We start from the raw sequence: 14,201 nt of genomic DNA on the forward strand, positions 1-14,201 counted from the left end.
TCAGGGCTCCTTCCGTATCGTCTTTCGACCCGGTGCCGGGGGACCGTCGACGGTGGCGGACCTGGTCACAGAGCGTTGACCCGCTGTACGGTGCGAGCCTACCGCTGATGCGTACGCCCGTTCCCGGCAGAGCCCAACAGGCGGTCATCACGGCGCATTCCCTCAGGCCAGTAGCCCATTCCTGTATGCCAGCCTGAGGGATCGTCCGGGGAACCGCCCGCTGAACGGCGCAACACGGTTACCTGAAGCAGGACCCCGCGACGAAGCAGCTATAGGCAACGTCTAAGGTGGCGTGGTACGCGCAGGGCTGCCGGGGCGGTTCACGTCCCGGTCCTGCGGATCTCCATCAACCAGGGGTGTTCGTGACCGCCGTCGAAACCCGCCCGGCCGGGCTGGTCAAGGCGAACCCCGGGCATCGGCCGTTTCCGGCCCGTGTCGGGGCATTCGTCGCACTGACCAAACCGCGGATCATCGAGCTGCTGCTGATCACCACCGTTCCGGTGATGTTCCTCGCGCAGCACGGTGTCCCGGACCTGCTGCTGGTGCTGTACGTCGTGGTCGGCGGATATTTGTCGGCCGGTGGCGCCAACGCCCTCAACATGTACATCGACCGCGACATCGACGCGCTGATGCACCGCACCGAGCGCCGCCCGCTGGTCACCGGCATGGTGTCCCCGCGCGAGTGCCTGGTGTTCGGCATCGCGCTGGCGATCGGCTCCACGGTCTGGCTGGCGCTGCTGGTCAATCCGCTGTCCTCGGCGCTGGCGCTGGCGGCACTGCTGTTCTATGTCTTTGTCTACACGCTCGGTCTGAAGCGCCGCACCTCGCAGAACATCGTCTGGGGCGGCATCGCCGGCTGCATGCCGGTCTTCATCGGCTGGGCGGCCGTCACCGGCTCGCTGAGCTGGGCCCCGGTGGTGCTGTTCCTGGTCATCTTCTTCTGGACGCCGCCGCACTACTGGCCGCTGTCGATGAAGGTCAAGGACGACTACGCCAATGCGGGCATCCCGATGCTGCCGGTGGTCGCCACCAACGAGGCCGTCGCCAAGCAGATCGTCGCCTACAGCTGGGTGATGGTCGCGGTGTCGCTGGCGCTGTGGCCGCTGGCCCACACCAGCCTGGTCTACCCGGTCTCGGCGGTGCTGCTGGGCGCGTTCTGGCTCAAGGAGGCGCACGGGCTGCTGGCCCGCGCCAGGAACGGCGTGGTGGGCGCGAAGCTCAAGGAGATGCGGCTGTTCCACTGGTCGATCACCTATCTGACCCTGCTCTTCGTCGAGATCGCACTCGACCCCTTCCTGAAGTAGCCAGGCTGAAGTAGCCGGGCTCACATAGGCAGGACTTCTACTGATGGGTAGCATCAGCCCCATGAGCGAAAAGTCTGACGAGCGCTGCGCGGCGCGTATCGCCAAGCACATCCGGACCTTCGCCGCCGCCCACGGCGGCAGCGCCGACGGGGTCGTCGAGTACGTCGGGGGGATCTCCACCCGGATCGTCCTGGTCGGCGCCGACGGCGCCTGGGGCGACCAGGTCGCGCCCAGCCCGGCGGTGGCCGCCCGCGCGGTGGAGCTGTCCGGGATCACCCTGCACGAGTCCTTCGAGGGCGAGCTGGGCCTGAAGGTCCGCACCAGCTCCTACGAGTGGAAGCGCATGGCCGGGCTGCAGCTCGGCGGCACCCAGGCCTGACGCAGGACAGCACAGCAGAGGGGCCGGTCCGCTTCGTGCGGACCGGCCCCTCTGCTGTGCTGTCCTGGTTGCTCAGACCGCGGCGAGGTCCGTCACGGTCTCGATGTTCGCGGGCCGCGGCAGCGCGCCGACCTCGGGGCGGGTGCGCAGCGAGAGGTGCAGCCGCAGCACGGCGATCCAGACCAGGGCCGCGCCGAGCAGGTGCACCCCGACCAGCAGCTCCGGCAGGTGGGTGAAGTACTGCACGAAGCCGATCACGGCCTGGGACATCAGCACCACGAAGAACTCCAGCGCCCGGCGCCGCGGCCCCTTCGGGGCGTCCACGGCCAGCAGCACGAACATCATCGCCAGCGAGAGCCCGATGGTGACCATCGCGAAGTCCGCGTGGAACTGGCTGATCTTCTCCCAGTCGAAGGGCATCCGCTTGACCTCGGTGCCGTCACCGGAGTGCGGCCCGGTGCCGGTCACCAGGGTGCCGGCCACGATCAGCGCCGCGGTCACCGCGATGGTCAACCGGGAGAGCTGGATCACCGGCCGGCCGACCGTCCGCACCGGCGCCCCGTCGCCCTCGCGGCTGCGCTGCCACATCGCCAGCGCGGTCAGGATCAGCACGGTCGAGGCGAGGAAGTGGCAGGAGACCACAAAGGGGTTGAGGTGGGTGAGCACGGTGATCCCGCCCAGCACGGCCTGCGACACGGTCACCCAGAACTGGGCCCAGCCGAGCCGGGTGAGGCTGCGCCGCCACGGCTTGGCGCAGCGGGCGGCGAGGATGGCGAGACCGATCACCCCGCACAGCACGTCGGTGAGCATCCGGTTGCCGAACTCGATGATGCCGTGGATGCCCATCGCCGGGGTGGTGGCGATGCTGCTGCCGGTGCAGGTCGGCCAGGTGGGGCAGCCGAGCCCGGAGCTGGTGAGGCGGACCGCGCCACCGGTCACCACCACCAGCACGCTCATCACCAGGGTCGCGAACGCCGTCCAGCGGACGACCCGGTCGGAGACCGTGACGCGCTCGGCGAGGAAGGAGAAGGGGGTACGCACCCGTTCATCGTAGATTGCGCCCCTGTGCGATCTTCGGACGGGGGGCGGCCCGTCAGTCCGCGCCGTCAGTCCGCGCCGTCAGTTCGCGGCGGCCGCCCAGGCGGCGAAGCAGCTGCGGATGGCGTCGGCGGCCGGGCGGCCGACCCAGGAGTCGGTGCGGTCGTGCAGCGGGTCGGCCGCCGCCGGATCCTGGTGCAGGTCGTAGCGCCACCAGTAGAGGCCGGCCATGTCCCGGCCGCGGGCGACCTGGCAGGCGGCCTTGAACCAGTTCTGCTGGACGGTCAGGTCGAGCCGGTCGGCGTTGTTCCCCCAGACGCCGGGGTGCTGGTAGGCCCCCTTCTCGGCCGGTGCGCCGACCTCGTAGAACAGGGAGTCGGGCAGCGGACCCGAGGTTTTGCGGTCCAGCCAGCTGTTCCAGCCGGCCACCAGTTGGGCGATGCCGGCGTTGTCGCCCAGCTTCTTCAGCGGGGGGTAGGCGTCGACGCCGATCCGGTCGACCGGGACGCCCACGGCGGTGTCCACATAGCTGTCCCAGTTGGCCGCGTAGGTCAACTCGCCCCGGTAGACGGCTCGGGCGCTGCGGACCAGTCCGGCCCAGCGCTTGTCGCCCTGCAGCGAGCTGAACTCGCTGCCGATCGCGAAGCTCTGCACCCCGTCCCGCTGGGCCAGCGCCAGATAGGGGGTCAGAAACCTGGTGTAGGAGGCGAACCAGGCGGTCCGGTCGGCGGGTTGCAGACTGCCGCGCCACTGGTTCGGCCCCGCCGCGACCAAGGTGGTCTCGTCCAGCAGCGGGCGCAGGGTGATCCGCAGCCCGGCCGCCTTGGCCCGCTGCACGACGATGTCCAGCCGCCTGGGGGAGGGGGTGTCGCTGCCGGCCGCGACGGTGTCGGCGTGGGGTCCCGGGGTGTGGAAGGGGAAGGAGAGGGAGATCGAGTTGGCGTCGAGCGAGGTCACATAGGCGATCATCCGGTCGGCCTTGAGCCGCAGCGTGCTGTCGCTGTCGGCGGAGCTGTCGCCCCAGTAGACCTGGATCCCGAGCTGCGGCCGCCCCTGCTTCCAGGGGGTCGCGACGGTGCTGGTCGGGGTGGGCGCGGCGGTCGGGCCGCTGTCCGCGTGCGCGTACTTGCCGAGCTGGGAGGAGCAGCCGGCGGCGGTCAGGGCCAGCAGCAGGACGGCGGCCAGGGCCCTGCTGAGCCGGCCGGGGGCGGCGGTCATGCGGGCTTCGCTATCACGACGAACTTGTTCTCCGTTCGGCGGAGGAACCGCAGCAGGCCGCGGAAGACCGCGATGCCCTCGTAGAGCGAGAAGAAGGGGATCAGCGCGACCACGGCGACCGGCTCCCACCACAGCCGGCGGCCGTTGGCGGAGGCGGTGGCGTTGATCTTCAGCCCCTCCCAGTACATCCACACCCCGGAGGCCACATTGAGCGCCCACAGCGGCAGGATCAGCGGACTGGCCGGCGAGGTGTTGAGGTCGCCGATCAGCGCGCCGAACGCGAGGATCACGCCGACGTGCTGGAACAGCCCCAGGGTCCAGGCGGAGACGTTGTAGAGCAGCAGCAGGCGGCTGCGCAGCGGGACGGTGGGGTTGAAGGCGAGCGCGATCAGGCCCCAGGCCCAGCGCTCGCGCTGCTTCATCAGGTCCCGCATGGTCGCCGGGGAGGCTCCGTAGCAGGAGCCGGAGAACCAGTCGCTGCGGCCCTTGTAGCGGGCGCTGAAGTTGAGGGCGAGCTGGGCGTCCTCGACGATCGCCTTGGGGCCGAAGTCCCAGCCGATGGTCGCCTCGACGGAGGACCGGATCAGCAGCAGCTCGCCGTGCAGGCCCGCGCGCGGGGTGCCGCGCCCGGTCATGGCGGCGAACAGGGTGATGTCGCAGGAGGGGCGCACCGCGTCGCACAGCCAGGTCATCCGGTTGACGGCGTACTCGCGCGGATAGGTGAGCACCCCCTGGGCCAGGTGCTTCGCCTGGTCCGGGCCGACCCGGCGCTGGGCGTTGATGAAGCGGGCCATGGACGCCCCGGTGTCGGGCCCCACCCCGGTGTCGTCGTCCATGTGCAGCACCCAGACGTCGTCGCGGTCCTCGTGGTGGGTGATCCGGAGTTCATGGGAGTAGTTGTTGGCGCGGGCCTTGAACCTGGTCCCGTTGGGCGTCCGATAGCTCTTCGGCACCACGACCACCCTGAGCGCCTGGTTCCTGGCGGCCAGGGCGTCGATCGAGGCCGCGGCCTCGCAGCCCTCCTCGACCACGATGTCGATCCGCAGGAAGGGGAAGTACTCGGGCAGGTACCTGGCGTAGCTGAGCACGGCGCGTTCCAGGGCCGGGTAGGTGTCGTGCCGCCCGATGGTGGGGACCACCACCACCAGCACGTCGTCCCAGGCGGGCGCGACCTCGCTCCAGCCGCGCTGGCGGCGTACCCGGCGCAGGGTCAGCAGGGCCCCGTACAGGCCGACGGCGGAGGCGGCGCTCGGCACCGTCCACAGCACGGTGGTGACCCAGCCGAGCAGGTGGGTCCGGTCGCTGTAGGTGACGACGGAGATGTACAGGCTGATCACAAAGGTGAACAGGAAGGGGAGGAACGAGGGGGTCCAGGCTGCTTGACGCTTCAACTGCTTGGCGTCCAGGCGGGTGAGGCTCAACCCTCGGCCCCTTTCCCTCGCGACCCTCGAAGTCGCTAACCGGAAGGGGTCGATCTCATTTAGCTGCTCGCCGATTGATATCACGCAAACGTTCGGCAAAGGCTTCCCGAGCCGGGAAAGCCCGGGACCGTTGGCGAACCGTGACCCTCGGCCCTGCCCCCTAGTGGAATCCGCTACTCCCAGCGGAAGAAGCGGGCCGCCGCCGCCAGCGCGAGCACGGCCCAGACAGCGAGGATGCCCAGGTCGCCCCAGGGCATCGCGGCCCCCTGCTGGAGCACCGTGCGCAGCCCGTCGGAGAGGGCGCTGATCGGCAGCGCCTCCAGCACCGGGCGGACCGCGCCTGGGAACTTCGAGAGCGGGACGATCACACCGCCGGCCAGCAGCAGCAGGATGAAGACCAGGTTGGCGGCGGCCAGGGTGGCCTCGGCCCGCAGCGTCCCCGCCATCAGCAGGCCGAGGCCGGAGAAGGCGGCGGTGCCGAGCAGCAGGAGCAGCAGCACCGACAGCGGGTTGCCGTGCGGATGCCAGCCCAGCGCGAAGGCGATCGCGGACAGCAGCGCCACCTGCAGCACCTCGGTGACCAGCACGCTTCCGGTCTTGGCGGTCATCAGCGCCCAGCGCGGCAGCGGGCTCGCGCCGAGCCGCTTGAGCACCCCGTACCGGCGTTCGAAGCCGGTGGCGATGGCCTGGCCGGTGAAGGCGGTGGACATCACCGCCAGCGCGAGCAGGCCGGGGGCGAGGAAGTCCACCCGGGCCCCGGGCCCGGTGGTGGTGACGATGTCGACGGCGCTGAACAGCACCAGCAGCACGCTGGGGATGATCACGGTGAGCAGCAGCTGCTCGCCGTTGCGCAGCAGCAGGCCGGTCTCCAGCGCGGTCTGCGCCCTGAGCATTCGGCCGATCGGCGCCGCGCCCGGGGCCGGTGTGTACATGGCGTCGCTACTGGCGTCGCTGCTCATCCGCGGAGGTCCTGTCCGGTCAGTTCGAGGAAGACGTCTTCGAGGGTGCGTCGGCCCACCGCGAGCTGCTCCGGCATGACACCGGACTGGGCGCACCAGCTGGTCAGGGTGGCCAGCAGCTGCGGATCCACGGTGCCTTCGACCAGGTAGCTGCCGGGGGTGGCCTCGGCCACGGCGGTGCCGTCCGGCAGGGCCTTGAGCAGCGAGCCCACGTCGAGTCCGGGTCGAGCCCGGAAGCGCACGGTGTTCTGGGCGTCGCTCCGGCAGAGTTCGGCGGGGCTGCCCTCGGCGATCACCCGGCCGCCGTGCACGATGGCGACCTGGTCGGCGAGCTGCTCGGCCTCGTCCATGTGGTGCGTGGTCAGCACCACGGTGACGCCGTCGGCGCGCAGGTCGCGGACCAGGTCCCAGGTGGCCCGGCGGGCGTGCGGGTCGAGCCCGGCGGTGGGCTCGTCCAGGAAGACCAGTTCGGGGCGGCCGACCACCGCCATGGCGAGGGCGAGCCGCTGCTGCTGGCCGCCGGAGAGGCGGCGGTATGCGGTGCGACCGCAGGAGTCCAGGCCGAGCCGGGCCGAAAGGGCGTCCACGTCCAGCGGATGGGCGTGCAGTTTCGCGGTGTGCCGCAGCATTTCCAGGGCGCGCACGCCGGGGTACACGCCCCCGGACTGCAGCATCACACCGATCCGTGGACGGAGTTTCGCGGCCTCGGCCGGAACGCCGGGATCGAGGCCGAGCACCCTGACCGTGCCGGCGTCGGCGCGGCGGTAGCCCTCGCAGGTCTCGATCGTCGTGGTCTTCCCCGCCCCGTTGGGACCGAGCACCGCGGTGACACTGCCGCGGGCGACGGTGAGGTCGAGGCCGTTCACCGCCGTCTTCTCGCCGTAGCGCTTGACCAGGCCGGTGACCGCGACGGCAGCCGCTTCGGATTGCATGGCGCTGAGTCTATTCAGGATCGAAATCCAAGGACAGGTTAGGCAAACCTAAGTGATTGATCAGACAGCCGGTGATCGCGGAGCGGGTTGTTTCGGTGGAATGAATTACGCAACAATGGAGTTGTGAAAAACATGCGAGAGCGTGAGGAGGGGCCCGCGGCAGTCGAATCGACGACTGCCCATGTCGGCGTGGCCGCCGTCTCCTCCCGTGATCGCGTGGCCCGCTCGATCCTGGACCACGGCCCCAGCAGTGCCGCCGACCTGGCCGAACGCCTCTGCCTGACCCAGGCAGCGGTCCGCCGCCACCTCGACGCGATGCTCGCCTCCGGCCTGGTCACCGGCCGCGAGCAGAAGGTCTACGGGCACCGCGGCCGCGGCCGTCCGGCCAAGGTCTTCCTGCTCACCGACTCCGGCCGGGACGCCTTCTACCAGGCCTACGACCAGTTGGCCGCCGACGCGCTGCGCTTCCTGGCCGAATCGGCCGGCGGCGGCGAGGCCGGCCAGGAAGCCCTGGCCGCCTTCGCCCGGGCCCGGCTGGCCCGGGACGCCGAGCGCTACCGCACGGCCCTCGGCGACGACGGCGAAGCCACTCCGACCGAGCTGCTTGCCGCCGCCCTGACCACCGACGGGTACGCTGCGACGGTGCGGCGCGCCCCGCTCGGAGAGCAGCTCTGCCAGCACCACTGCCCGGTCGCGCACATCGCCGAGCAGTTCCCGCAGTTCTGCGAGGCCGAGACCGAGGTCTTCTCGCAGGTGCTCGGCACCCATGTGCAGCGGCTGGCCACCATCGCCCACGGCGACGGGGTCTGCACCACCTTCGTCCCCGCCGCGGCCACGCCGGCCCCCATCGAAACGTCCGCACCCACCGAACCGCACGCCTCCGGGAGGAACCCCGTATGACCACCACCGCGCACCCGGAGCTCGAGGGCCTCGGCACGTACGAATTCGGCTGGTCCGACTCCGACACCGCAGGCGCCACCGCGAAGCGCGGCCTCTCCGAGGCTGTCGTCCGTGACATCTCGTCGAAGAAGTCCGAGCCGGAGTGGATGCTGAACCTGCGGCTCAAGGGGCTGAAGCTGTTCGGCAAGAAGCCCATGCCGACCTGGGGCTCCGACCTCACCGGCATCGACTTCGACAACATCAAGTACTTCGTCCGGTCGACCGAGAAGCAGGCGGAGTCCTGGGAGGACCTGCCGGCCGAGATCAAGAACACCTACGACCGGCTGGGCATCCCGGAGGCCGAGAAGCAGCGCCTCGTCGCCGGTGTCGCGGCCCAGTACGAGTCCGAGGTGGTCTACCACCAGATCAACGAGGAGCTCGAGGCGCAGGGTGTCATCTTCATGGACACCGACACCGCGCTGAAGGAGCACCCGGAGATGTTCCAGGAGTACTTCGGCACGGTCATCCCGGTCGGCGACAACAAGTTCGCCTCGCTGAACAGCGCGGTGTGGTCCGGCGGCTCCTTCATCTACGTGCCGAAGGGCGTGCACGTCGAGATCCCGCTGCAGGCCTACTTCCGGATCAACACCGAGAACATGGGCCAGTTCGAGCGGACGCTGATCATCGTCGACGAGGACGCCTACGTCCACTACGTCGAGGGCTGCACCGCCCCGATCTACTCCTCGGACTCGCTGCACAGCGCCGTGGTCGAGATCATCGTCAAGAAGGGCGGCCGCTGCCGCTACACGACCATCCAGAACTGGTCGAACAACGTCTACAACCTGGTCACCAAGCGGGCCGTGGCCTACGAGGGCGCGACCATGGAGTGGGTCGACGGCAACATCGGCTCCAAGGTCACCATGAAGTACCCGGCCGTCTACCTGATGGGCGAGCACGCCAAGGGCGAGACCCTGTCGATCGCCTTCGCCGGCGCCGGCCAGCACCAGGACGCCGGGGCCAAGATGGTCCACATGGCGCCCAACACCTCGTCCAACATCGTCTCCAAGTCGGTGGCCCGGGGCGGCGGCCGTACCAGCTACCGCGGTCTGATCGAGATCGGCGAGGGCTCCAAGGGCGCCAAGTCCAACGTGCTCTGCGACGCGCTGCTGGTGGACACCATCTCCCGCTCGGACACCTACCCCTACGTCGACGTCCGCGAGGACGACGTGTCGATGGGCCACGAGGCGACCGTCTCCAAGGTCAGCGAGGACCAGCTCTTCTACCTGATGAGCCGGGGCATGACCGAGTTCGAGGCGATGGCGATGATCGTCCGCGGCTTCGTGGAGCCGATCGCCAAGGAGCTCCCGATGGAGTACGCGCTGGAGCTCAACCGGCTGATCGAGCTGCAGATGGAGGGCTCGGTCGGCTGACCGGACCCGCCCCGGCACTGTCGTTTCCTACGCGCTTCCATACGAGAGAGAGCAGTTCTAGTAATGGCTGAGGCCACCAACACGCCCGGTGGGTCGACCACGGCGGGTTCCATCGAGGTCGGCACGGCCGGCCCCGGCGCGCAGCTGGCCGGTCCGGGGACCGGGCGCGACACCGTCGCCCAGCCGGTGGACGCCCGCCTGGACGCCGTCGCCTCCTACGACGTCGCGGACTTCGCGGTCCCGACCGGTCGCGAGGAGAACTGGCGGTTCACCCCGCTGAACCGGCTCCGCGGGCTGCACGACGGCAGCGCCAAGGCCGACCCGGACGCGGTCAAGGTCGACGTCAGCGCCCCGGCCGGGGTCCTCGTCGAGCTGGTCGACCGCACCGACCCCCGGGTCGGCAAGGCCGGCAAGCCGGTGGACCGGGTCGCCGCCCAGGCGTTCAGCGGCTTCGAGAAGGCCGGACTGGTCTCCGTGCCGCGCGACACCGTGCTGACCGAGCCGATCCGGATCTCGGTGCACGGCCAGGGAGGCACCGGCTACGGGCACCAGGTGATCGAGCTGGGCGCGTTCGCCGAGGCGCTGGTGGTCATCGAGCACACCGGTGACGCCGTGCTCGCCGCCAACGTCGAGTACCTGCTCGGCGACGGCGCCAAGCTCACCGTGGTCTCCATCCAGGACTGGGACGACACCGCGGTCCACGTCGCCCAGCACACCGCGCTGATCGGCCGGGACGCCTCGTTCAAGTCGGTGATCGTCAGCTTCGGCGGCGACCTGGTCCGGCTGCACCCGCGGGTGGTCTACGCCGGCCCCGGCGGCGAGGCCGACCTGTTCGGGCTGTACTTCGCCGACGCCGGCCAGCACCTGGAGCACCGCCTCTTCGTCGACCACGAGGCGCCGCACTGCCGCAGCAACGTCGTCTACAAGGGCGCGCTGCAGGGCAAGGACGCGCGCGCGGTGTGGATCGGCGACGTGCTGATCCGGGCCGCCGCCGAGGGCACCGACACCTACGAGCTCAACCGCAACCTGGTCCTCACCGACGGCGCGCGGGTCGACTCGGTCCCCAATCTGGAGATCGAGACCGGCGAGATCGTCGGTGCCGGACACGCCTCGGCGACCGGCCGCTTCGACGACGAGCAGCTGTTCTACCTGCAGTCCCGCGGGATCGCCGCCGACGAGGCGCGTCGTCTGGTGGTGCGCGGCTTCTTCGCCGAGCTGGTCCAGCAGATCGGGCTGCCCGAGCTGCAGGAGCGCCTGATCGCGACCATCGACACGGAGCTGGAGGGCTCGGTCGGATGAGTTTCGTGCGTGTCGCCGCGCTGAGCGAGCTCGAGGCGGACACCCCCAAGCGCGTCGTGGTGGAGGAGGTCCCGGTGTCGCTGGTGCGCACCGGGGGCGAGGTGTTCGCGATCAACGACATCTGCTCGCACGCCAATGTCTCCCTCTCCGAGGGCGAGGTCGACGACTGCTCCATCGAGTGCTGGCTGCACGGGTCGAGTTTCGACCTGCGGACCGGCAAGCCCTCCGGACTGCCCGCGACCCGGCCCGTCCCCGTGTACCCCGTAAAGATCGAAGGGGACGATGTGCTCGTCTCCGTCACCCAGGAGTCCTGAGCCCTATGGCAACCCTTGAAATCAACGACCTGCACGTCACCGTCGAGACGGAGAACGGTCCCCGCGAGATCCTCAGCGGCGTCGACCTGACCATCAAGCAGGGTGAGACGCACGCCATCATGGGCCCCAACGGCTCCGGCAAGTCCACCCTCGCCTACTCCCTGGCCGGCCACCCCAAGTACACCGTCACCCAGGGCACCGTCACCCTGGACGGCGAGGACGTGCTGGCGATGACCGTGGACGAGCGGGCCCGGGCCGGCCTCTTCCTGGCCATGCAGTACCCGGTGGAGATCCCCGGCGTCTCGGTCTCCAACTTCCTCCGCACCTCGGCCACCGCGATCCGCGGCGAGGCACCCAAGCTGCGCACCTGGGTGAAGGAGGTCAAGGCAGCCATGACCGAGCTGCAGATGGACCCGGCCTTCGCCGAGCGCAACGTCAACGAGGGCTTCTCCGGCGGCGAGAAGAAGCGCCACGAGATCCTCCAGATGGAGCTGCTCAAGCCGAAGATCGCGGTGCTGGACGAGACCGACTCCGGCCTGGACGTGGACGCGCTGCGGGTGGTCTCCGAGGGCGTCAACCGGGTCCGCGAGGCGGGCGAGGTCGGCACCCTGCTGATCACCCACTACACCCGGATCCTGCGCTACATCACCCCGACTACGTGCATGTCTTCGCGGCCGGCAAGATCGTCAAGTCGGGTGGCCCCGAGCTCGCCGACGAGCTGGAGAACGAGGGCTACGAGAAGTACGCGAAGGGTGGCGCGTCCGCGTGACCTCCTCTCCCCGCCCTGGTGGCGGCTTCGACGTCGAGGCGGTCCGCAAGGACTTCCCGATCCTGCAGCGGCAGCTCCACGACGGAAAGCCGCTGGTCTACCTGGACAGCGCGGCGACCTCGCAGAAGCCGCGCCAGGTGCTCGACGCCATGACCGAGTACTACGAGCAGCACAACGCCAACGTCCACCGCGGCGTGCACGTGCTCGCCGAGGAGGCCACGGCGCTGTACGAGGGCGCCCGTGACAAGGTCGCGGCCTTCATCAACGCGCCCAGCCGGGACGAGGTGATCTTCACCAAGAACGCCTCGGAGTCGCTCAACCTGGTCGCCAACATGCTGGGCTGGGCCGACGAGCCGTACCGGGTGGACGCCGAGTCCGAGATCGTCATCACCGAGATGGAGCACCACTCCAACATCGTGCCGTGGCAGCTGCTGTCGCAGCGGACCGGCGCCAAGCTGAAGTGGTTCGGGCTGACCGACGACGGCCGGCTCGACCTCTCCAACATCGACGAGATCATCACCGAGAAGACCAAGGTGGTCTCCTTCGTGCTGGTGTCCAACATCCTGGGCACCATCAACCCGGCCGAGGCGATCGTCCGGCGCGCGCAGGACGTCGGCGCGCTGGTCGTCATCGACGCCTCGCAGGCGGCCCCGCACATGCCGCTGGACGTGCAGGCGCTGGAGGCCGACTTCGTCGCCTTCACCGGGCACAAGATGCTGGCTCCGACCGGCATCGGCGTGCTCTGGGGCCGGCAGGAGCTGCTGGAGGACCTGCCGCCGTTCCTGGGCGGCGGCGAGATGATCGAGACCGTGTCGATGAGCTCGTCCACCTACGCCCCGGCGCCGCACAAGTTCGAGGCCGGCACCCCGCCGATCTCGCAGGCCATCGGCCTGGGCGCGGCGATCGACTACCTGACCGCGATCGGCATGGACAACATCGCCGCGCACGAGAAGGCGATCGTCGAGTACGCGGTCCGGCGGCTGCTTGAGGTCCCCGACCTGAAGATCATCGGCCCGGCCACGGCCGAGGACCGCGGGGCGGCGATCTCCTTCACCCTCGGCGACATCCACCCGCACGACGTGGGCCAGGTGCTGGACGAGCAGGGCATCGCGGTCCGGGTCGGGCACCACTGCGCCCGGCCGGTCTGCCTGCGCTACGGAATTCCGGCGACCACGCGGGCGTCGTTCTATCTGTACTCCACCGAGGCGGAGGTGGACGCCCTGATCGACGGGCTGCACCACGTCCGGAACTTCTTCGGCTGAAGGGAGGTAGGAAGACATGAAGATGGACTCGCTGTACCAGGACATCATCCTCGACCACTACAAGCACCCCCACGGCAAGGGCCTGCGCGACGGCGACGCCGAGGTGCACCACGTCAATCCCACCTGCGGTGACGAGATCACCCTGCGGGTGCGGCTGGACGGCGGCAAGGTCGCCGACATCTCGTACGAGTCGCAGGGCTGTTCGATCAGCCAGGCGAGCGCGTCGGTGCTGAACGACCTGCTGGTCGGGAAGCCGCTGGGGGAGGCGCGACAGATCCAGGAGGCCTTCCTGGAGCTGATGCAGAGCAAGGGGCAGTCCGAGGGCGACGAGGAGGTGCTGGAGGACGCCATCGCGTTCGCCGGTGTCTCCAAGTACCCGGCGCGGGTGAAGTGCGCGCTGCTCAGCTGGATGGCCTGGAAGGACGCCACCGCCCGGGCGCTGGCCGAGAACCCCGTGAAGGAGAGCGCATGAGCGACACCACTGAGACCTCACCGGCGGTCAACGCCGAGGCCGAGGCCGAGAGCCACTTCGTCGGGACGACCGCGGGCACCGTCGCCGTGGACGACCTGATGGAGGCACTGCTGGACGTGGTCGACCCCGAGCTGGGGATCGACGTCGTCAACCTGGGCCTGATCTACGGCGTCCACATCGACGAGTCCGATGTGTGCACCCTCGACATGACGCTCACCTCGGCGGCCTGCCCGCTGACCGACGTCATCGAGGACCAGGCCCGTTCCGCCACCGACGGCCTGGTCCAGGATCTGCGGATCAACTGGGTCTGGATGCCGCCGTGGGGCCCGGACAAGATCACCCCCGACGGCCGGGACCAGCTGCGGGCCCTGGGCTTCAACGTCTGAGCCCACCCGTGCTTGATGCGTGCCCCGCCGCGCGGTTCACCCCTTCTGGGGGATCGAACCGCGCGGCGGTCGTATATCCGCCCGTGCGCGGCCGCTGCGGCTAGTGTCAGCAGGGGCAGCGGCGGGCGGGTCCGCCGCG

The 14,201-nt window shown here is 69.7% G+C and carries 14 protein-coding genes and 1 pseudogene; 10 read left to right on the forward strand and 5 right to left on the reverse strand.

The window, feature by feature from the left end:
- Positions 1-362: 362 nt before the first annotated feature.
- Both ACXKR8_RS35730 and ACXKR8_RS35735 read left to right on the forward strand, forming a co-directional pair.
- A complete protein-coding gene (locus ACXKR8_RS35730; RefSeq protein WP_458268690.1) occupies positions 363-1,304 on the forward strand; it encodes a heme o synthase in 942 nt (313 codons plus the stop codon).
- 61 nt (positions 1,305-1,365) lie between these two features.
- Positions 1,366-1,683 (forward strand): hypothetical protein, encoded by a 318-nt coding sequence (locus ACXKR8_RS35735; protein ID WP_458268691.1) that lies wholly within the window; start codon positions 1,366-1,368, stop codon positions 1,681-1,683.
- Between the two features lie 72 nt (positions 1,684-1,755).
- Here ACXKR8_RS35735 and ACXKR8_RS35740 read toward each other — a convergent pair whose 3' ends face one another.
- The 5 genes from ACXKR8_RS35740 to ACXKR8_RS35760 all read right to left on the reverse strand — a co-directional run bounded on the left by ACXKR8_RS35740 (position 1,756) and on the right by ACXKR8_RS35760 (position 7,251).
- Positions 1,756-2,724, reverse strand: coding sequence for a COX15/CtaA family protein (locus ACXKR8_RS35740; protein WP_458268692.1), 969 nt, complete (start codon positions 2,722-2,724; stop codon positions 1,756-1,758).
- A 78-nt stretch (positions 2,725-2,802) separates the two neighbouring features.
- A complete protein-coding gene (locus ACXKR8_RS35745) occupies positions 2,803-3,939 on the reverse strand; it encodes a glycoside hydrolase family 113 (RefSeq protein ID WP_458268693.1) in 1,137 nt (378 codons plus the stop codon).
- The gene (locus ACXKR8_RS35750) at positions 3,936-5,360 is read right to left on the reverse strand and encodes a glycosyltransferase family 2 protein (RefSeq protein WP_458268694.1); all 1,425 of its coding nucleotides are present in this window, start codon (positions 5,358-5,360) and stop codon (positions 3,936-3,938) included. The genes ACXKR8_RS35745 and ACXKR8_RS35750 overlap by 4 nt, the downstream gene beginning before the upstream one ends.
- 173 nt (positions 5,361-5,533) lie before the next feature.
- Entirely contained in the window at positions 5,534-6,319 is a 786-nt protein-coding gene (locus tag ACXKR8_RS35755) for an ABC transporter permease (RefSeq protein ID WP_458268695.1), read from the reverse strand.
- Positions 6,316-7,251 (reverse strand): ABC transporter ATP-binding protein, encoded by a 936-nt coding sequence (locus ACXKR8_RS35760; RefSeq protein WP_458268696.1) that lies wholly within the window; start codon positions 7,249-7,251, stop codon positions 6,316-6,318. The genes ACXKR8_RS35755 and ACXKR8_RS35760 overlap by 4 nt, the downstream gene beginning before the upstream one ends.
- Before the next feature lie 132 nt (positions 7,252-7,383).
- On the opposite strand from ACXKR8_RS35760, the gene ACXKR8_RS35765 reads away from it, so the two are divergent.
- From ACXKR8_RS35765 to ACXKR8_RS35800, 8 genes and pseudogenes are all read left to right on the forward strand, one after another.
- The gene (locus ACXKR8_RS35765) at positions 7,384-8,151 is read left to right on the forward strand and encodes a helix-turn-helix transcriptional regulator (protein WP_458268697.1); all 768 of its coding nucleotides are present in this window, start codon (positions 7,384-7,386) and stop codon (positions 8,149-8,151) included.
- Positions 8,148-9,560, forward strand: a complete 1,413-nt coding sequence (gene sufB / locus ACXKR8_RS35770) for a Fe-S cluster assembly protein SufB (RefSeq protein ID WP_458268698.1) — start codon at positions 8,148-8,150, stop codon at positions 9,558-9,560. Before ACXKR8_RS35765 ends, sufB begins: the two co-directional genes overlap by 4 nt.
- 63 nt (positions 9,561-9,623) lie before the next feature.
- Positions 9,624-10,859 (forward strand): Fe-S cluster assembly protein SufD, encoded by a 1,236-nt coding sequence (sufD, locus tag ACXKR8_RS35775; protein ID WP_458268699.1) that lies wholly within the window; start codon positions 9,624-9,626, stop codon positions 10,857-10,859.
- Positions 10,856-11,173 carry a non-heme iron oxygenase ferredoxin subunit gene (locus ACXKR8_RS35780; RefSeq protein ID WP_458268700.1) on the forward strand — a complete coding sequence of 106 codons (318 nt, stop codon included), beginning with the start codon at positions 10,856-10,858 and terminating at the stop codon, positions 11,171-11,173. Before sufD ends, ACXKR8_RS35780 begins: the two co-directional genes overlap by 4 nt.
- Positions 11,174-11,178: 5 nt before the next feature.
- Positions 11,179-11,942 (forward strand): annotated as a pseudogene (gene sufC, locus ACXKR8_RS35785) (Fe-S cluster assembly ATPase SufC).
- A complete protein-coding gene (locus tag ACXKR8_RS35790) occupies positions 11,939-13,204 on the forward strand; it encodes a cysteine desulfurase (protein ID WP_458268702.1) in 1,266 nt (421 codons plus the stop codon). Before sufC ends, ACXKR8_RS35790 begins: the two are co-directional and overlap by 4 nt.
- Before the next feature lie 16 nt (positions 13,205-13,220).
- Positions 13,221-13,676 (forward strand): Fe-S cluster assembly sulfur transfer protein SufU, encoded by a 456-nt coding sequence (gene sufU, locus ACXKR8_RS35795; RefSeq protein ID WP_458268703.1) that lies wholly within the window; start codon positions 13,221-13,223, stop codon positions 13,674-13,676.
- Positions 13,677-13,774: 98 nt separating this feature from the next.
- A complete protein-coding gene (locus ACXKR8_RS35800) occupies positions 13,775-14,062 on the forward strand; it encodes a metal-sulfur cluster assembly factor (protein ID WP_458275175.1) in 288 nt (95 codons plus the stop codon).
- Positions 14,063-14,201: the final 139 nt, after the last annotated feature.

The sequence above is a fragment of the Streptacidiphilus sp. PAMC 29251 genome (genome assembly GCF_054208735.2).